Source organism: Planobispora rosea, from assembly GCF_014648175.1.
Taxonomy (GTDB): Bacteria; Actinomycetota; Actinomycetes; order Streptosporangiales; family Streptosporangiaceae; genus Planobispora; species Planobispora rosea.
Window position 1 is genome coordinate 217,464 of the sequence record NZ_BMQP01000001.1, and the last position, 19,308, is coordinate 236,771.

15 protein-coding genes are annotated in these 19,308 nt (G+C 72.8%); 12 read left to right on the forward strand and 3 right to left on the reverse strand.

From position 1 onward, the window contains the following. The first annotated feature begins 6 nt into the window (after positions 1-6). Positions 7-666, forward strand: a complete 660-nt coding sequence (locus tag IEZ08_RS00955) for a M15 family metallopeptidase (RefSeq protein WP_229802828.1) — start codon at positions 7-9, stop codon at positions 664-666. A 30-nt stretch (positions 667-696) separates the two neighbouring features. Here the strand turns inward: IEZ08_RS00955 and IEZ08_RS00960 are convergent, their stop codons facing one another. From IEZ08_RS00960 to IEZ08_RS00970, 3 genes are read right to left on the reverse strand one after another with little or no spacing between them, the layout of a single operon-like run. After that, positions 697-2,649: a N,N-dimethylformamidase beta subunit family domain-containing protein gene (locus IEZ08_RS00960; RefSeq protein ID WP_189241456.1), complete on the reverse strand. Its 1,953-nt coding sequence runs from the start codon at positions 2,647-2,649 to the stop codon at positions 697-699. A gap of 49 nt (positions 2,650-2,698) precedes the next feature. Beyond that, entirely contained in the window at positions 2,699-4,072 is a 1,374-nt protein-coding gene (locus IEZ08_RS00965) for a condensation domain-containing protein (protein WP_189241457.1), read from the reverse strand. 59 nt (positions 4,073-4,131) lie between these two features. Next, a complete protein-coding gene (locus IEZ08_RS00970; protein ID WP_229802829.1) occupies positions 4,132-4,428 on the reverse strand; it encodes an acyl carrier protein in 297 nt (98 codons plus the stop codon). Between the two features lie 426 nt (positions 4,429-4,854). Here IEZ08_RS00970 and IEZ08_RS00975 point away from each other — a divergent pair, with 426 nt between their 5' ends. The 11 genes from IEZ08_RS00975 to IEZ08_RS01025 all read left to right on the forward strand — a co-directional run bounded on the left by IEZ08_RS00975 (position 4,855) and on the right by IEZ08_RS01025 (position 19,269). Next, a complete protein-coding gene (locus IEZ08_RS00975) occupies positions 4,855-6,414 on the forward strand; it encodes a class I adenylate-forming enzyme family protein (RefSeq protein WP_229802830.1) in 1,560 nt (519 codons plus the stop codon). Further along, positions 6,411-7,880, forward strand: coding sequence for a condensation domain-containing protein (locus IEZ08_RS00980; RefSeq protein ID WP_189241458.1), 1,470 nt, complete (start codon positions 6,411-6,413; stop codon positions 7,878-7,880). The genes IEZ08_RS00975 and IEZ08_RS00980 overlap by 4 nt, the downstream gene beginning before the upstream one ends. A gap of 137 nt (positions 7,881-8,017) precedes the next feature. Next, positions 8,018-8,257 (forward strand): phosphopantetheine-binding protein, encoded by a 240-nt coding sequence (locus IEZ08_RS00985; protein ID WP_068921999.1) that lies wholly within the window; start codon positions 8,018-8,020, stop codon positions 8,255-8,257. A gap of 5 nt (positions 8,258-8,262) precedes the next feature. Next, entirely contained in the window at positions 8,263-9,207 is a 945-nt protein-coding gene (locus IEZ08_RS00990) for a thiamine pyrophosphate-dependent dehydrogenase E1 component subunit alpha (RefSeq protein WP_084779678.1), read from the forward strand. Further along, positions 9,198-10,187 (forward strand): alpha-ketoacid dehydrogenase subunit beta, encoded by a 990-nt coding sequence (locus tag IEZ08_RS00995; protein WP_068928504.1) that lies wholly within the window; start codon positions 9,198-9,200, stop codon positions 10,185-10,187. The genes IEZ08_RS00990 and IEZ08_RS00995 overlap by 10 nt, the downstream gene beginning before the upstream one ends. After that, positions 10,180-11,412, forward strand: coding sequence for a 2-oxo acid dehydrogenase subunit E2 (locus IEZ08_RS01000; RefSeq protein WP_068922000.1), 1,233 nt, complete (start codon positions 10,180-10,182; stop codon positions 11,410-11,412). Before IEZ08_RS00995 ends, IEZ08_RS01000 begins: the two co-directional genes overlap by 8 nt. A gap of 248 nt (positions 11,413-11,660) precedes the next feature. Beyond that, on the forward strand, positions 11,661-13,709 hold the full coding sequence (locus IEZ08_RS01005) for an ATP-binding protein (RefSeq protein ID WP_268249304.1): 2,049 nt from the start codon (positions 11,661-11,663) through the stop codon (positions 13,707-13,709). Between the two features lie 109 nt (positions 13,710-13,818). Then, entirely contained in the window at positions 13,819-15,270 is a 1,452-nt protein-coding gene (locus IEZ08_RS01010) for an FAD-dependent monooxygenase (RefSeq protein ID WP_189241460.1), read from the forward strand. A gap of 96 nt (positions 15,271-15,366) precedes the next feature. Continuing rightward, positions 15,367-15,933 (forward strand): TetR/AcrR family transcriptional regulator, encoded by a 567-nt coding sequence (locus IEZ08_RS01015; protein ID WP_229802832.1) that lies wholly within the window; start codon positions 15,367-15,369, stop codon positions 15,931-15,933. A gap of 103 nt (positions 15,934-16,036) precedes the next feature. Continuing rightward, positions 16,037-17,866: an MFS transporter gene (locus tag IEZ08_RS01020; RefSeq protein WP_189241461.1), complete on the forward strand. Its 1,830-nt coding sequence runs from the start codon at positions 16,037-16,039 to the stop codon at positions 17,864-17,866. Further along, positions 17,866-19,269, forward strand: coding sequence for a carotenoid oxygenase family protein (locus IEZ08_RS01025; protein WP_229802833.1), 1,404 nt, complete (start codon positions 17,866-17,868; stop codon positions 19,267-19,269). Before IEZ08_RS01020 ends, IEZ08_RS01025 begins: the two co-directional genes overlap by 1 nt. Positions 19,270-19,308: the final 39 nt, after the last annotated feature.

Sequence of the window (19,308 nt, forward strand, 5' to 3'; positions counted from 1 at the left end):
GCCCATATGCGGGAAGCCCATATGCGGGGAATCGTGCTGATCTCCGACCCCCGAGTCGTCTCGATCCCGGTCGAGGAGAGCGGAGAACCACTGGTCGACATCCGCGGCCGGCTGCGCGTCGACGACCGGCTCGCCGATCCCGAGGGCGCCTACGCCCACCTGCGGGAGGGGCTGCTGACCCGGCTGGAGGCGGCCCAGGACCAGCTCCCCGGCGGCTACCGGCTGATGGTGGTGGAGGGGTACCGGCCGGTCGCGACGCAGCGGCAGATCTTCGACGACTACTCGGCCTCCCTGCGGGAGGAGTTCCCCGGGATGTCGCCCGAGGAGCTCCGGTCGGCGGCCAGCCGCTACGTCTCGCCCGTCGAGGTCGCCCCGCACACCGCGGGCGCGGCGGTGGACCTGACCCTGTGCACCGAGGACGGCGCCGAGCTGGACATGGGCACCCCGGTCAACGCCACCCCCGAGCAGAGCGGCGGCGCCTGCTACACCGCCGCCCCCGGCCTGTCCACCGAGGCCCGCCACCACCGCAAGCTCCTCGCCGCGGCGCTGGAACCGGCGGGCCTGGTCAACTACCCCACCGAGTGGTGGCACTGGTCGTACGGCGACCGCTACTGGGCGCTGGTCACCGGGGCCTCCGTAGCCCGTTACGGTCCGCGCGAACCGTGATCCTCGCCGCGTGAACCCGCCGCCGGGTCCTCAGGACGCCGGAGCGGACACGCAGGCGCGCCAGGACAGGGGGAGACCGGGACCGGTGGCGATCAGCCGGCCGGCGTGGGCCGTCAGGACGGTGGCGCCCGCGGCGTCGCACAGGTCGGTCCACTCGGCCGCGGCGGCCAGTGGCAACCGGGTGCGGACCCGGCCGGTGGCGTCGGTGGCGTAGAGGCGGCCGTTCGCCGACGTCAGGGCGGTCATCGCGGGGAGGGCGTCGACCGGGTCCCAGCTCCCGTCCTCCTCGGACCGGCGCCACAGGGTCCCGGAGGCGGCGGCGAACAACTCGCCGTTGACCAGCGCGAGGCCGGTGGCGCCGGCGGGGGCGTCGCCGAGCGTCGTCCAGGACCCGTCCGGCTCGCGGTAGACCAGGCGGCCGTCCCCGGTGAGGCCGTACAGGCCGACGGGGCGGGTGGCGGTCGCCTCCCGCGGTACGGCCAGGGCGCTCACCCCCGGGGCGGGGCCGGCCTGCCGCCAGCGCAGGTTCTGGCCCGACAGCTCCCGGGCCAGCAGCATCCCGTCCGCGTCGGCGCCGTACAGGACCGGGCCGAGGACCGCCATGGCCCGCAGCGGGCCCGCGGGGCCGATCACCTCCCAGCCGTCCTCCGGCCCGGACAACCGGTCCAGCACGTTGCGGGTGATCCGCTCCACGTGCCGCTCGTGCAGGGCGTTCCCCCAGTTCACGGTGGCGGCGGTGAACACCGTCCCGGCGCCCAGGCGCATGGTGCCCATGGTCGCCATGCCGCCCTGGCCGTACCGGTGCCAGTGGCGCAGGTCCGCGGTGGCCAGGATCACGAAGGACGGCGGCGTGCCGTCGCGGCCGGTGGCCGCCGGGACACCGTCGATCTCGGTGAAGTCGCACGCGTCGGTCTCGTAGCCGAGCGCGCCCCGGCCGAACTTGTCGCCCTCGCCCAGCCCGGTCCCGGCGAAGGCCCAGTGCTCGGGGAAGCGGACGACGTAGGACTCCTCGTGCATCCGCTGCATGTACGGTCCCCAGGTGCCCGCGCCCCGCCGGAAGCTCACCCCGATCATCGAGTTCTCCGGCCGGTCCACCGGGGAACTGGACCACTCGACCGTGGTGAGCGCCGGGTCCACCGCGGCCACGGGGTCCGCCGCCGCGTCGCGGTAGCAGACCATGGTGCGCCCGCCGTCCTCCAGCCGGAACTGCCACCAGCAGGTGTTGCCCGAGAAGACCGCGAGGTTGCCGCCCCGGCGGACGAACTCCTCGACGGTGTCGCGCATGCCCGCCGACCAGTACTCGTCGTGACCGTTGACCACCAGCAGGCGGTATCCGGCCAGCAGCTCCCGGCCGTCGTGCAGGTCGAGGGCGGAGCAGTAGTCGACGTCGTACCCGGCGGGCCCCAGCCAGCGGATCATGCCCTCCTCCCAGCGCTCCGGGGGCGGGCCCCCGCCGGGCCGGTCGAAGGAGACGCGGGCGGCCCGGGTGGGGTGCTCAGCCCAGTAGAGCCCTTCGCCGGGGATGCCCGCCCGGTTGTACGCCTGCCAGGTCGGGAACGGGATCGACAGCAGGATCGGCGAACCGGGCCGGGCGGCACGGACCGCGAAGTACACCTCGCAGTCACCCTCCTCGGCCGTCTCGACAGCGGGCTCAGAAGCGGGCTCAGAAGTCGGCATGAGCTCGCGGGACGCAGCGGGCTCAGAAGTCGGCATGAGCTCGCGGGACGCAGCGGGCTCAGAAGTCGGCATGAGCTCGCGGGACGCAGTGAAAACCGCCCGGTAGAGCGAGCTCGCCCAGTCACCGGGGATGTCGAGCGTCCAGCGGGGCCCGTCGAAGACGCCGTCGAACACGCGCAGGCCGGAGGCGACGTCCTCGACGACCACCGAGCCGTGCAGCGGGGCCCGGGAGGTGTGGTCGAGGTGGAAACCGAGCCGCTCGCCCTGGGCGCAGGAGGTGGACTCGGCGTAGGCGTAGACGGTCATCGCATCTCCTTCGGCGGGGACGTCCCCGGCTCCGGCGCGGGAGGGAGGGTCACCCGACGAGCTCCGGCGCCTCGGCGAAGGCGGCCTTCACCAGCGCTGACTCCAGATCGAGCAGGTAGCGTTCCATGGCCGGCCGGGACAGGAAACGGGTGTCGGCGGTCACCGAGACCCCCAGGCCGCCGGGCTCGGTGGTCAGGTGCAGGCAGAAGCGGCAGTTGAGCCGGTCCTGGCGGAGCGGCCAGGTCAGCGTCGTCTCGGCCAGCGCCCGCCGTACGGCCGGTTCGTCGGGGGAGGCGTCGGCGCGGTCGGTGAAGCGCATGTCGTTGAAACAGCAGTACGGATGGATCGTTGCTCCCCGCTCCCGGCTGATCCCGGCCACGAGCCGGTCGCGGTCGCGAGGATCGTGGTAGGCGGAGCGGTAGGCGCGCAGCGCGGCCGGTTTGGCGGCCCGCAGCAGCCCGGTCACGTCATTGTGGCCCGCTTCGAGCACGAACAGGCCCTCCTGGGACAGCGTGGTGACCGCGTTCACGGTGTCACCGCGGAAGCGGTTGCCCGCGATCGGCAGCATCGCGCACACCTCGTGCCCGGTCACCTCGGCGACCAGGGAGGACGCGAGGGCCAGCAGCACGGTCGAGGTGCTCGTGGCGTGCAGGGCGGCGATCCGCTGGGCGGACAGGTCCATCGCCCGGGACACGAGCTTCGCCCGCCACACCGGCGGGTCCGCCACGTCTCCCGAGGGGCGGTCGAACATGGTCGGCGGGATGCGCCGGTACTCCCGTTCCCAGTGCTCGGTGGCGAGCCGGGCCACACGCCGGCCGGGCTCGGACTCCTGCCAGCGGGCCAGGTCCAGCGGTTGCGGCGGGACGGGGCCCGGTACGGCGCCGCGCGTCAGCAGCAGCCGCAGATCGCGCAGGGCGACCTCGGCGCCCAGTCCGTCGGCGGCCAGGTGGCAGAAGGCGAGCACCAGGTGGGTCACCTCGCCGCCGTCGACCACCAGCCCGGCCCGGAGCGGCCACTCGGCAGCGTAGTCGAAGGCGGTCGCCGTCAGCTCGCCGAGCAGCCGCTCCGGATCGCCGGTCGCGACGGTGACCGGGAGCGTGCCCGCGGCCTCCAGCACCTGCCACGGTTCGGGGACCTCCAGGAGCCGCGAGGCGGTGGCGCGCGGCGGGTGCGGCCGGGCCCGGTCCTGCTCCGCCGCGCCCAGCCGGGTCCGCAGCGACTCGTGCCGCTCCACCAGGGCGCCGAGCGCCCGGGCGGCGCGCTCCGGGGTCAGCGGCCGGACCCGGTCGGGGACCGGCAGGATCTGGCCGAAGTTGAAGTAGCGGTCGTCGGGGGCGGTCTTGCGGACGGTGTCCCAGATGGCCCGCTGGCCCCAGGTCAGCGGGGCGGTCCCCGATCTGCCCCCGGAGAAGCGGATGTCCATCCCTCCTGAGGAGCGGGCTGAGGAGCGGGAGTCCTTCCCGCCGGGGGAGCGCACGCCCATCACGCGGCCTCGGTGATGCGGCGCTCCAGGGCCGTCAGGTCGTTCAGCACGTCGACCGTGTCGTCCGAGAAGTCGAACTCGATCCCGAACTCCCGCTCCACCGCGTCGATCAGCCGCATCTGCGCGAGGGAGGTGACCCCCAGCGCGGACAGCGGCACCGTGGCCGCCAGCGCCTCGGCGGCGCTGACCGTCCCGTCCGAGGCCCAGGCCACCATCGCGGCCAGCCGTTCCCTGAGCGCCGGGGCTTCCTGCATCGAATGCTGCTCCTCGTGGTCGGCCACGACGGGGTGGTTCATCTCAGCCCTCGTTTCACTGAGGCGTGCCGTCCCTCCCGGCACCGTGGCCTGCGGTTCCACCGGCCGATCTTCCAGCCGGTAGACATGGGATGTGTCGCCGCGCTGACCGGCCGGATCGCGGCGACGGAAGGGGCGGAGCCGTTGCTGAACGTACTTCCGGAAAGGAACCCTTCCGGAAAGAAACCTTTCAGTTGGGTGGGGTCTGTCAGTGTTACACCTCCGTTCAGGGCGCGCAAGGCCCTGTGGGTGCAGGATCCCGCTCTAGCTGAAGGGATGTGGCAAAGGGCTTGCGCCGCTCTTTCGATCATGTAAGACTGGCGCTCGAATCGGAATAGTAAAGATTCTTTCCTGTTGTGGTCCTGGTATCCAAGTGCCCGAGGCCCATATACATCCGATCTTTCGGGCGATCTTTTGGAGGTTCACCCGGTGAACCTGACCGTCACTCAACTGCTGAGAGACCGGGCGCTCGCCGATCCCGAGGGGGTCGCGCTGATCGTGCAGGGCTCGGCTCCGCTCACCTACGGCCAGTGGGAGGCGCGCTCCACCGAGCTCGCGAACGGCCTGGTGGGACGGGGCGTCGTCGGTGGCGACCGGGTGGGCCTGGTGTTCGGGAACGGGGACTGGACGGACTACGCCGTGGCGTTCCTCGGGGTGCTCAAGGCGGGAGCGGCGGCCGTACCGCTGTCGGACCGCCTCGCCCCCGGCGACCTGCGGTTCATGCTCGGCCACTGCGGCGCCGTGGGAGCCGTCCACGCCGAGGGCCTGGACGTGCCCGTGGAGGGCTGGACCGCGACGCCGGAGATTCTGACGAACCCAGAGGCCGATATGAGCCCGCGGGGGAACACGGCGGGGGAGACGTCCTACGAGAAGGCCGACCCCGGTCCCGGCGATCTGGCGCAGATCCTCTACACCTCCGGCACCACCGGACGTCCCAAGGGTGTGGCGGCCACCCACGCCAACCTGGCGTACGGCTGCGGCGGCAGGCGGCGCCCGTTCGCGCACTCGCGGCACCTGGTCCACGCTTTCCCGGTGGGCACCAACGCCGGCCAGATGATGCTGATCAACGCCCTCGACGCCCACCCCGCCGTGGTCACCCTGCCCCGCTTCACGCCCGGCCGCTTCGCCGCGCTGATCGAGTCCTACCGCGCCGGGACGGTCTTCCTCGTCCCGGCGATGGCCATCGAGCTGCTCAACGCGGGCGTCGCGGAGCGGCACGACCTGTCCAGCGTGCTGCTGCTCGGCTCGGCCGCCGCGCCCCTGCCCTCGGCGGTCGCCGAGGCGCTGACCGGGGCCTTCCCCAAGGCGACGATCACCAACTACTACACCTCGACCGAGGCGGCCCCCGCTCAGACGGTCATGATGTTCGATCCGGAGCGGCCCGGCAGCGTGGGCCGGGCGGTGGCCGGGGGACGGATCAGGATCGCCACCCCGGAGGGGGAACCGCTGGCGCAGGGGGAGACCGGCGAGGTCTGGATGCGCTCCCCGGCCGCGTCGCGCTCCTACTACGGCGATCCCGGCAGCGGGACCTTCCGTGACGGCTGGGTCCGCATGGGAGACCTCGGCTACCTGGACCCGGACGGCTACCTGTACCTCGTCGACCGTGAGAGCGACGTGGTGAAGTCCGGCGCCTACAAGGTCTCCACGCTCCACGTCGAGGAGGCCGTGTTCGGCCATCCGGCCGTGGTCGAGGCGGCCGCGTTCGGGGTGCCGCACCCGGTCCTGGGGACCGTCGTCGCCGTCGCCGTGGTCGTCCGCGAGCCCCTGGCGGCCGAGGAACTGCGCGTCTTCCTCTCCGGCCGGCTCGCGCCGCAGGAACTGCCCGCCCACGTGGTCACGGTCGCCGCGCTGCCTCGCAACACCGGCGGCAAGGTCGACAAACGGGCCCTGCGCGAGGCTCTCGTCCCCGGTACGGCTCCGGTTCCCGATACGGACCCGTTCTCCGGAGTCTCCGCGGCCCCCGGCGCCGTCGAGGAGGCTCCGGCATGAGCGTGATCCCGCCGTCCCCGTTCTCCGATCCCGCACCGCCCGCCAGTGATCTCGCGCTGCCGGTCCCCGGCCCGGACGGCGCCGAGGTCACCTTCCTCCAGCAGGGGATCTGGGTGACCGAGCAGACGGGGACGGCGGGAACCGCGTACCACATGCCGCTCCTGGTCCACCTGCGCGGCTCGCGCGGGATCACAGCGAGCTCAGAAGTCGGCATGAGCTCGCGCGGGATCACAGCGAGCTCAGAAGTCGGCATGAGCTCGCGCGGGATCACAGCACTCCTGGAGGCCTGCGCCGCCGTCGTGGACCGGCACGCGATGCTCGGCTCGGTGGTGGCCGAGGCGGGCGGCGGCCTGCGGCTGGTCCCCGGTGCTCCGGTGCCGGTACGGCACATGCGGGTGGTCTGGCCCGAGGCCGATCGTGTGCTCACGGGCGGGGACGCGGCGGGTGCCCCCGGTATGGACACCGCCGCGGGTGGTTCCGGAGCGGGCGGTCACGCGGTGGGGGACCCGGAGACCTGGCCCGAGGCCGTACGGCGGGAGCTCCTCGCCCCGTTCGACCTGGACGGGGGACCGCTGTCGCGGTTCATCCTCATCGAGACCGGCCCCGGACGGCACACGCTCGCCTTCACCGCCCACCACCTGGTCTTCGACGGTCACTCCAAGGACATCCTGGTGCGCGACCTGGCCGCCCTGCACAACGGTGAGCGGCTCGCCCCGCTGCCCGCGCTCGACCACGGCCGGGCCGAACGCGAGCGGGTCGCCGCCGAACTGCCGGCCGCCCGGGAGTTCTGGGGCGCCCGGTGGCGGGAACCGGGCGAGACGGTGGTGCGCGGCCGGGCGCTGCGCTCCCGCCGGGCGGCCGGGGGCCGTACGCTCCGGTTCACCGTGAACCCGGTGCCCGTCACCGGGCTCACCCGGTTCGAGACGTTCCTCGCCGCGCTGCACGTCCTGCTGGCCGGGTACGGCAACCCCGTCGTCACCACCGCCGTGGACCTGTCCACCCGGCCCGCCGAGGCCGCCGGGCACATCGGCGTGTTCGTCAACGAGCTGCCCGTCGCCTCGTGCCCGGATCCGGCGGACACCTTCCGGGAGTTCGCCGCGGGACTGCGGGCCGAGTTGCGGGAGATCTACCGGTTCCGCCGGGTCCCGCTCAGCCGGGCGCTGCCCCGCCTGCGGCCGCACGCCGCGCTGGTGCCCGTCTCGGTCAGCTACCGCACCCGTGCCGTCCCGGACCCCGTCTTCTCCGGCCTGGACTGCGCGGTGGACCGGACCGTCCCCAACGGCTCCGTCCGCGGCGCGCTCCACCTGCAGTGCGTGGACGGGCCGGAGGGGCTCACCGTGGCCCTGCGCCACGACCCCGAGGCCGTGCCGGACGCGGGAGAGGTGGCCGCCGATCTGCGCCTGCTGCTGGAACGGGCGGCCCGCGATCCCGGCCTGCGCCTGCGCGAGCTGAGGGACGCCCGGTGAATCCTTCCGCCCGCCGTGGTCGCCCGAGCCGGGCGCGCCGCGGCTGAGCGACTCCGTCCCGCCGCCCGCCGCCGCACCCGACATCCGACATCCGAGATCCACCGAAGAACCGCACGCAACACTCTCTGGAGTACGACATGGGTTCCGTCACCACCCGTACCGACCAGATCCGCGAGCTCCGCGAGATCTGGGAGGAGGTCCTGGGCGTCTCACCGATCGGCGACCACGACGACGTCTTCGACCTCGGGGGGCACTCCCTGACCATCACGCAGATCATCGTCCGGATGCGCAAGCGCCTCGGCGTCGAGGTCGAGCTGGACGACTTCTTCGACAACCCCACGATCGCCGGGATCGTCAAGCTTCTCGGCGACGACTGAGACAGATGACCGAGACACTCGCCCCGGCCCTCGATCCGGACACCGGCCGGCCCCGGCTCTCCCGCCTGGCCGACGACGACCTCGAACTGCTGCTGCTGATCCGGCACTTCGAGCTGAAGCTGCTCCAGCTGTACGGCAGGGGGGAGCTGAACGGCACCACGCACACCTGCCTGGGCCAGGAGTACGTGCCGGTGGCGCTGCGCCCCCTGCTGGGTGCCGCCGACTTCGTGTTCAGCAACCACCGCGGCCACGGCCACTACCTGGCCCGGTTCGGCGACGCGCCCGGGCTGCTGGCGGAGATCATGGGCCGGGAGGGCGCGGTCTGCGGCGGGGTGGGCGGCAGCCAGCACATCCACCGCGACCGCTACCTGTCCACCGGGGTGCAGGGCGAGAGCCTGCCGGTGGCCGCCGGCGTCGCCATGCACCTGCGGCGGACCGAGCCCGGCGCGCTGGCCTGCGTGTACATCGGCGACGGGACCTGGGGCGAGGGCGCCGTCTACGAGGCGCTCAACCTGGCCGCGCTCTGGCGGCTCCCGCTGCTGATCGTCGTGGAGAACAACGGCATCGCCCAGTCCACGCCCACCGCCGCGCAGATGGCGGGCACCGTCGCCGGCCGGGCGGCGGCGTTCGGCGTCGACCACCACCTCGTGGTCTCGGGCGACGTCAACGAGATCCGCACCGGACTGGAGCCGCTGGTCGCGCGGGTCCGGGAGGGCCGGCCGCTGGTGGCGGAGTTCGTCACCCACCGCCTGGGCCCGCACAGCAAGGGCGACGACACCCGCCCGCCGGAGGTGATCCGGGCGGCGGAGGAGAACGACTGGTACGCCCGCTACGCCCAGGACCACCCCGAGCACTTCCACCGGTTCGACGGCCCGGTCCGGGCCCTGGTCGAGGGCGTGGCCGACGACGTCGCCGCCCGCCCGCCGTCGAGGTGGTCGCCGTGCGCGTAGCCGAGAACCTCAACGCCGCCCTGCACGGGCTGCTCGACGACGACCCCACGGCGTACGTGCTGGGCGAGGACGTCCTCGACCCGTACGGCGGCGCCTTCAAGATCACAAAAGGGCTGTCGGCCCGCTTCCCCGACCGGGTGATCACCACGCCGATCAGCGAGGGCGCCCTCACCGGGGTCGCGGCCGGGCTCGCGCTGACCGGCAACACCGCGGTGGCCGAGATCATGTTCGGCGACTTCGCCACGCTCGCCTTCGATCAGCTGTGCAACTTCGCCGCCAAGTCGGTGTCGATGTACGGCTCGCGCCTGCCGCTGCGGATGGTCGTGCGCTGCCCCACCGGTGGCGGCCGGGGCTACGGCCCCACGCACAGCCAGAGCCTGCAGAAGCACTTCGTCGGCATGCCCGGCCTGGCGCTGTACGAGATGTCGCCCTTCCACGACAACCGCGAGGTGTTCGCGGCCATGGTGGACCGGGGCGAGCCGTGCCTGTTCTTCGAGGACAAGATCCTCTACACCCGGCCGATGGGCCAGGCGGACCCGCTGTTCGCGGTGCGCCGCGACGGTGAGCTGGCCGTGGTGGACCCCGTCGTGCCGGAGCTGGCCGCCCGCCCCGACTGCGTGATCGTCGCGCCCGGCGGGACGGCGCACCGGGCTCTGGAGGCGATGCGCTCGCTGCTGATGGAGGAGGAGATCTCCTGCCGGCTGCTGGTGCCGTCCCGGCTGTACCCGCTGGACGTCGAGGCGCTGCTGCCGTACCTCGGCGAGGTCGTGCTGGTCGCCGAGGAGAGCACCGCCGGCGGCACCTGGGGAGGCGAGGTCGCCCACCTGGTCCACCAGCGCGTCTGGGACCGGCTGCGCGGCCCGGTCCGCCTGGTCTGCTCCGCGGCGTCGGTCATCCCCACCGCCGCTCACCTGGAGCGGGAGGTCCTCATCACCGGGTCCGCGATCCACCGCGCCGTACGGGAGGCCCTGCGTGACTGACGTCCTCGTTCCCAAGCTGAACAACCAGGACACCGAGTACCTGATCGTGGAGTGGCTCGTCGGCGACGGCGAGCCGGTGCGCGCGGGCGAGGCGGTGGCGGTCCTGGAGACCTCCAAGGCCGCCGACGAGATCGAGGCGGAGGCCTCCGGACGGCTGGTCCACGCCGCGGCCAAGGACACCTGGATCGCCCCGGGCGCCGTACTGGCCCGCGTCCTCTCCGAGGACGCCGTTCCGCAGGGGCCGTCCGGCGACGCGTCCGGAACGCCCGCCGGAGCGGCCGGCTCCCTGATCACCGCTCCCGCCCGCGCCGCGATGCGGGAACTGGGAGTCGCCGAGGACCGCGTGCTGGCCCTGGGGCTGCCGCTGGTCCGCCGGGCCGACGTCGAACGCCTCGCCGCCGCGAGCGCCTCCGCAGGCGGTACGGAGACGGAGGACTCGGGGGTAGGCGGCGCTGACGCGGACCACACGGAGCCCGACGGCACGGGGGCGGGCGGCGCGAACGCGGACCACACGGAGACGGACGGCGCGACGGGGAGCACGGCCGGCAGGCACGGGTTGTCGCGGGTGCAGCGGGCCGTGGCCCGCGCCGTGACCCTCTCCCACCGGACGATCCCATCCGCCTACACCGTGATGCGCTTCGACGTCGGCCCGGCTCTGGAACGGGCCCGTGCGCTGACCCGCGAGGTGCGCCGCCCGGTCGGGCTGCCCGAACTGTTCGTGCGGGCGGTGGCCGGGCTGCACGGGAGGTTCCCGCTGCTGTTCGCCTCCGTCGGAGAAGAGGCGGGGGGCGCGTCCGGCGGCCCGGCCGGGCCGGTGGTCCGGCTGTCGGACGCCCCGCGCGTCGGGGTCACCTTCGACCTGGGCGAGGGCCTGTACGTGCCGGTCATCCACGAGACCGGCTCCCTGCGCGACATCGCCGCCACGATGATGCGCCACCGGCTGGCCGCCGCCACCGGCGACTTCCGGGAGAAGGACCTGACCGGGGCGAACATCACCGTCACCCTGCACACCGACGCCGACGTGGTCCTCGCCGTCCCGATCGTCCTGCCCGGCACGGCCGCCGCCCTCGCGGTGACCTCCCCCCGGCCGGAGACCGTCCTGGCCGCCGACGGCTCGGTGACGACGCGGACCGTCGCCGACATCGGCCTGGCCTACGACCACCGCCTGGTCAACGGCCGGGACGCCGCCCTCTTCCTCGCAGCCCTCCGCGAGGAACTGGACTGACATGGTCAGACGCCGTATCGGGAACCGGACGGAGTGAACAGCTCTGTCCTGTATGCCCACCGCCGTTGTCCCTTTTCCGGCGTACTTAGTCTGCCCCTCGCCTGCTGACGCGGGATCGGCGGAGGCCGTTTCCGTCCCGGATCGCCGACGGCCGAGGCGGGCGGGGGTGGGGCTTGAGATTCATGCGGAGATCACGCTGGCGAGGTGCTGGTGTCATGGAGGAGGGAGATGGCCTCTATATTGCGCCAATGAGCATTGAATCGGGCAGCTTAGCGGATCGGTTGAGGTGGGCCCGGGAGCGGGCGTTCGTCGGCCGTTCGGGGGAGATCGAGCTTTTCCGTCGTGCTCTGGCGGGGATGGAGGGCGCTCCGGCGGTCTTGTTCGTGCAGGGACCGGGTGGGGTGGGCAAGTCAACGCTGCTGCGGCGTTTCGCGGATGAGAGCCGGGATGCGGGCAGGCCGGTCGTGGAGGTGAACGGCCGGCTCATCGATCCTTCTCCTGCTGGTTTCGAGGCCGAGGTGGCGGGGATGCCAGCGGACGCCGTGCTTCTGATCGACGCGTTCGAGCATTGCCAGGGGCTGGAGGCGTGGCTGTATGACCGGTTCCTTCCCTCGTTGTCGCAGCGGACCTTGGTGGTGCTGGCGGGGCGGGAGGGGCCGAGCCTGGCGTGGACGTCGCATCTGGGGTGGAGTGAGGCTCTGGCGGTGGTTCCGCTGAGGGATCTCGACCGGCCGGAGGCCGAGCGGCTGCTGGAGTTGCGAGGGGTGGCGGAGGGGGTGCGCGGGCAGGTGATCGGCTTCGCCGGCGGCCATCCGCTGGCGCTCAGCCTGGCCGCGAGCGTCGCGGCGAACGGAGACGGCGTGAGCTGGACTCCGACTCCGGACGTGCTGACCGGGCTGCTGTCGCAGATGGTGGGGGAGGTGCCCAGCCGGGTTCACCGGCTGGCGTTGGAGGTCGCCGCTCATGCGATGACCACCACCGAGGGGTTGCTGTGCGCTGTCGTCGGCGGGGAGCGGGGCGCGGAGATGTTCACCTGGTTGCGTCGGCTGCCCGTCGCCGACTGGGGCAGGCAGGGCATGTTCCTGCACGACCTGGTCAGCGACGCGATCGACGCCGATCTGCGCTGGCGCGATCCGCAGGGGTATGAGGAGATGCACCGGCGGGTCGGGCACCACCTGCTGGAGCAGGCCCGGACCGCGCCGCCGGCGGCGGCGCTCGTGGCGATCCGCGAGCTGAGCTATCTCAAGCGGTACGGGCCGATGGGACCGTACTTCCAGATGCGGCGGGAGGGCGACTTCTACGAGGACACCCTGCATCCGGGAGACCACGACGCGGTGCGGCGGTTGATCATGGAGGCCGAAGGGCCGCAGTCCGCGGCGATCGTGGACTTCTGGCTGGAGCGCCAGCCGGAGGCGTTCTGGATCTACCGGGACGCGGTGACGGGCGAGGCGGTCGCGTTCATGACGTGGCTGCGCCTGGCGGAGCAGCGCGCGGAGGAGACGGCCGCCGATCCGGTGCTGGCCCAGGCGTGGGAGCATGTGGCCGGTACGAGCCCGCTGCGGCCGGGCGAGCACCTCATGCTGGCCCGCTTCCTGATCTATCCGCCGGCCTACTACGAGATCTCGCCGGTGCTGCACCTGATGCAGCTGCGCATCTGCGCCGACTGGATCCGTTCGTCCGGGCTGGCCTGGTCGTTCATCATCAGCCCCTACCCGCGGTTGTGGGAGAGGCTGATGGTGCACCTGGGCCACGTGCCGGCCACCGAACTGGACTGGTCCAACGGGCACACCTACACGCTGTTCGCCTGCGACTGGCGCACCACGCCGCTGTCGATCTGGTTCGACCGGACCCAGCCGGGCGGCCTCACCGGCGAGCCGCCCTCCCCCGCCGCCGACCCCGCCGTCTCCCTGCTGACACGTGCCGCGTTCGACGCCGCCGTCCGTGACGCGCTGCGCGACTGGCACCGCGAAGACGCCCTGGCGACCAACCCGCTGTGCCAGGCGCGAATGATCACGGTCCAGCCCGGTCACGCCGCCGATCACGCCCTGCCCATGCTCCGGGAGCTGCTCACCGATGCCGTCGACGCCCTGAGCGCCGACCCGCGTGAGGCCAAACTCCACAGGGTGCTGGCCACGACCTACTTCCACCGGGTGCCCAACCAGATGATCGCGGCCGAACGGCTGAACCTGCCCTACAGCACCTACCGCCGCCATCTGCAACGCGGGCTGGAGCGGGTGTGCGAGCTGCTGTGGAAGCGCGAGACCGCCGAACGCTCCCTGCCCGCCCCGCACCCGTAGGGCGAGGTGAGCGCCGGTTGAGTAACAGGTGAGCACCCGCCGGTCTCGCAGGTGAGCAACGGCCCGGACCACAGTGGGCTCCGACAGACGAACGTCTGAAGGAGGTCGAATGTCACACCCGGACGTGATCGTGATCGGGGCGGGCCCGGTTGGTCTGGCCGCGGGGATGGTCCTGGCCGGCCAGGGCATGGCCGTCACCGTGCTGGAACGCGACGGCGAGTGCCCCGCCGGCACGGACACCGGCGGCCCGGCTACCGCAGCGCGGGCGTGGCGGGAGTGGCGCAGGCCCGGGGTCAACCAGTTCCGCCAGCCGCACATCCTGCTGCCCGCCGGCGCCGCCGTGCTGCGTTCGGCCCTGCCGGGCGTGCTCACCGAGCTGCGGGAGCTCGGTGCGCTGCCGCTCAACATCCTCGCGGGCGCATGGGGGCTGCCCGCGATCGGCGGCCGCCGCCCGGGGGATGATCGCTATGACACCCTCACCGCCCGGCGGCCGGTCCTGGAGGCCGCGTTCGCCGCGGCTGCGGCCAAGACGCCCGGCCTCACGGTCCGCCGCGCCACCGCGGTGAGCGGCCTGCTGGCCGGCGCCGAGCAGATCCCGGGGCGTCCGCACGTCGTCGGTGTCACCACCCAGCACGGGCAGGAGATCCACGCACCGCTGGTGGTGGACGCGGGCGGCAGGAACTCGCCGGTGGGCGCCCTGTTGGCGCGGCTGGGCGGGCCGCCGCCGGCCAGCGAGCGGATCGAGGCCGGGTTCGTGTACTACACGCGGTCCTTCCGCAGCTGTGGCGGGGCCACGCCCGCCCAGGTCCCCTGGCCGCTCACTCATCACGACGGTGTGTCGGCCATCGTGCTGCCGGGCGACGGCGGCACCTGGTCGCTGGGCCTGATCATCTCCAGCCGGGACCGCGCGCTGCGGGCCCTGCACGACGCGCGGGCCTGGGAGCGGGCCGCAGCGCTGTTCCCGGCGCTGGCCGAGCGCATGCACGCCGAACCGATCACTGGGATCCAGGCGATGTCAGGCCTGAACACCCGCAGCCAGATGACAGTCGTCGACGGCACCCCCGTGGTCACCGGGCTGCTGAGCGTGGGCGACGCGCGGGCGGCCAGCGACCCCCAGTTCGGGCTCGGCCTGTCGGTCGGGCTGGCGCACGTGATCGCGCTGGCCGAGGTGGTCACCGGCGGCGGCCTGAACGACGCGGTCAAGCTGGCGCTGCGGTTCGACGAGGCCACCGAGCAGACCGTCATGCCGGTCTACCGGCGGCTGCGCCGCTGGGACGCCCACCGGATGGCGGAGATCGACGCGCTGCTGGCGGGCCGCCGGTATGACACCGACGACCCCGGCTGGCATCTGGGCAACACCCTGGACGCCCTCAAACTGTCGAATCCCGACGTGCTGCGCGCGATGGCCGACGTCGCCTGCGGGCTCGCCGTCCCCGAGACCGCGTTCAGCGCGCCCGCGGTGCGAGCCGCCGCAGCAGCCGCCACGGGTGCGGGAAGCCCGCCCCGGCCGGGCCCCACGCGCGCCGACGTCCTGGCGGCGATCCAGGGCGGTCCACGATGAAGGCCGCAACGGCGGGGCCGGCGCGAGCCCCCGATCCGGGGTGGCGGCCGGGTGGTCCGCCTTGACATCAGAAACTGTGAGTGGTTTATTACTCACATGATGACGAGCCGAGCGCGACAGCTGTCCACCGCCGAGGAGCGCCGGGAGACGGTGCTCGCCACCGCCATCGGCGCCTTCGCGGCCCGCGGCTACTGGGGCACGACCACAACGGAGGTGGCCAAGGCCGCCGGAATCTCCCAGGCCTACGTCTACCGGCTGTTTCCGAGCAAGGAGTCCCTGTTCGTGGCAGTCGTCGAGCACTGCTTCGTGAAGGTGCGCGGCGCGCTGGAGCAGGCGGTGGCCACCCACGGCGGCGGCTCGGCCGAGACCGTCCTGCACGCGATGGGCGACGCCTACGCGCGACTGATCAGTGACAACGACCTGATGCTGATCCAGCTGCACGCCCAGGCGGCGGCGGTGTCCGAGCCGGCCGTGCGCGAGGCGGTTCGGCAGGGCTACGCCCGGCTGGTGGAGTACGTGCGCGGCGCCTCCGGCGGTGGTGAGGCCCAGGTCCAGGACTTCTTCGCCCGGGGCATGCTGTGCCACCTGCTGGTGTCCACCGGCGCCGACGAGGTGCAGGCACCCTGGACGCGGACCCTCTCGGCGGGCATCACGCACTACTGAGCCCTCCCGGGCGATCCGCCCGGGGTGACGCCGGCGGGGCTCGAGCCCCGCCTTCCTTTCCACGCAATAGTGAGTGGTTAACCACACATATTTGGAGTCGGAGATGCGTAAGACAGCCACGGGCCCGGCGCTCGCGGCCTTGGCCGCGGCGCAGTTCCTCGTCGTGCTCGGCAACTCGATCGTCAACGTGGCGCTCCCGCAGATCCGGGACGGCGCCGGCCTTTCCGACGGCGGCACACCCTGGGTCGTCAACGCTTACGGGCTGGCGTTCGGCGCCCTGCTGCTGGCCGGCGGGCGGGCCGCGGACCTGCTGGGCCATCGCAGGCTCCTGCTGGGCGGGCTGGCGGTCTTCGGGACGGCCTCTGCCGCGTCGGGTCTGGCGTCCTCGGCGGGTGTGCTGATCACGGCCCGTGCCGTGCAGGGGATGGGAGCGGCGGCGATCGCCCCGGCTGCGCTGGCCGTGGTGATGGGCCTGTTCCCGCCCGGCCCCGGCCGGGGCCGGGCGCTGGGGGTGTGGGGCGCGGTCTCAGGCGCCGGCGGCGCCGCCGGGGTGCTCTTGGGCGGTCTCCTGGCCCAAGCGTGGGGCTGGCGGGCGCTGTTCTTCGCCGTCACCGCCGGTACCTTCGCGGTGCTGGTCGCCGTCGCGCTCGGCACCCCGCACGCTCAGCCGCGCCGCGGCGGCCGGTTCGATCCGCTCGGCACTCTCACGATCACTCTGTCCCTGACCGGCCTGGTCTGGGGGCTGAGCACAGCCCGTGCGCAAGGCTGGACCGACGGGCGCGTCCTGGGCGCCCTCGCCCTTGCCGCCGTCCTCGGCGCGGTGTTCGTCCTGGTGGAACGGCGTCACCCCGATCCGCTGGTGCCGCCGCGGCTGGTGCGGGGCGGCCGGGTGGCTGCGGGCAACGTGCTGATGGCCCTGTTCGGATCGGTGTGGCTCGCGCTGTTCTTCTTCCTGCCGCTCTACCAGCAGGAGGTTCTCGGCGAGAGCCCGCTGCTCACCGGTCTGGGCCAGCTTCCGCTCGCCGGCGCCATCATGGTCGGTTCCGCTTTGTCCCCCCGACTCACCGCCGGGCTCGGATCCCGCCGGACGCTGCTGTCCGCCCTGCTCGTGCAGGCCGCCGGGACGCTGTGGCTGGCGCGGATCAGCGCCGGAAGCTCCTACCTCGCCGACGTGCTCGGTCCAAGCGTCCTGATCGGGCTCGGTCTCAGCGTCGCCTTCATCCAGCTCACCGACCTGTCCATGAACGAAGTCGCCAAGGAGGACTCCGGAACGGCCGGCGGGCTGGTGAACACCAGCCGCCAGGTCGGCGGCGCGATCGGTCTGGCCTTCCTAGCCACGTTGGCCGGGTCGGTCACCGCAGGCTCCTCTTCGCCGCAACTGCAGGCCCTCACCGACGGCTACCGCGCGGCGTTCGCCGCCTCGGCCGCCGTCCTGCTCGCCACGGCCGTCCTGGCCGCCTATCTGACCCGTTCAACCGGAAGGAACCCCGAAATGCGCACCATCGACGAGACCGCCCCGGTGATCGTCCGTCTGTCCACCACCATCGACGCCCCGATCGAGCGGGTATGGGCGCTGCACACCGGCATCGACGCCTGGCCAAGTTGGAACGGCGACATCGCCATCGCCACACTCAGCGGCCCGGTGGAGCCCGGCAGCTCCTTCCGGTGGACCACCCACGGCCTGGACATCACCTCCACCGTCTTCGAGGTCGTGCCCGGCGAGCGGATCGTGTGGGGCGGCCCGGCCGGCGGCATCGACGGCGTGCACGTGTGGACGTTCACCGCCGACGGCGACCGCGTCACCGTGCGCACCGAGGAGTCGTGGGCCGGGGCGCCCGTCGAGGCCGCCGCCGAGCAGCTAGGCCAGGCCTTGCACGCCTCACTCGAATCTTGGCTCGCGGCCCTGAAGACCCGCGCCGAGCAGCCCGCCTGATGACGACCCGTCTCACCGCACAACACTCCAACCACATCAAGGAAGAGGAATTCGCCATGACCGCCAAGCCCTACCTGACCGGCCACTACACCCCCGCCGTCGACGAGATCACCGCGACCGGGCTGACCGTCGAGGGCCACCTGCCGCCCGAGCTGAACGGCCGGCTGATCCGCAACAGCCACAACCCCAAGCCGGGCGTCACCCCGACGCACTGGTTCAAGGGCAGCGGCATGGTCCACGGGATCAGGCTGCGGGACGGCCGGGCCGAGTGGTACCGCAACCGGTGGGTCCGCACCCCTGCCCTGGACGGCGCCCCCTACATGACCGAGCACGGCCCGGACATGACCGCCAGCCCCGCCGGCACCCACGTCATCGAGCACGCCGGACGCCTGCTGGCCCTGTGCGAGGCGAACTTCCCGTTCGAGCTGGACGCCGAACTGGAGACCGTCGGCGCCTACGACTTCGACGGCAAGCTGCGCAGCGCGATGACCGCCCACCCCAAGACCGACCCTGCCACCGGCGAGCTGCACTTCTTCGGCTCCTCACCGTTCCCGCCCTACCTGATTTACTACATCGCCGACGCCAAGGGCCAGATCGTGCACAGCGCCGAGATTCCCGACGCCACCGCCTCCCTCAAGCACGACTTCGCGATCACCCGCCACCACGTGGTCTTCGTCGAAGGCTCGGTCACCTTCGACCCGACCGAGCACTCCGGCATCCCCTACGGCTGGAGCGACGCCCAGCCCTCCCGCATCGGCGTCATGCCCCGCACCGCCGACGGCGCCGCCAAGATCCGCTGGTTCGCCATCGAGCCCGGCAACATGCTGCACGCCGCCAACGCCTACGAGGACACCCAGGGCCGCATCGTCCTGGAAGGCCCCACGGTCGACCGGGAGGGCTTCCAGCTGTCGTGGAATTGGTGGGTCGGCGCGCCGGGCCGCGGCACCGAGCCCAACACCCGCTCCTACACCCGCCGCTGGGTCGTCGACCTCGCCCAGGGCAGCGTCGACGAGCAGACCATCGACGACCTCGCCGTGGAGTTCCCCACCCTCAACGAGGACTACCTCGGCACCGACAACCGCTACACCTACGCCATCTCCTTCCCCGACCAGGACGGCTTCGGCGGCTACGGCGTCGTCAAGTACGACCGCGCCACCGGCGCCCGCCGCCTCCACCAGGCCGGCGACGCCCGCCTGCCCAGCGAGGCCGTCTTCGTCCCCGCCGAAGGCGCCACCAGCGAGGACGACGGCTACCTGCTCACCGTCGTCTCCGACCTCAAGCAGGACGCCTCCCAGCTCCTGGTCCTGGACGCCACCGGCCTCGACCGGATCGCCACCGTCCACCTGCCCCGCCGTGTCACCGGCGGCATCCACGGCTCCTGGATCCCCGACACCGACCAGTAGCCGAGTCTTCGGGGCGGCCCTCACCGGGCCGCCCCCCAT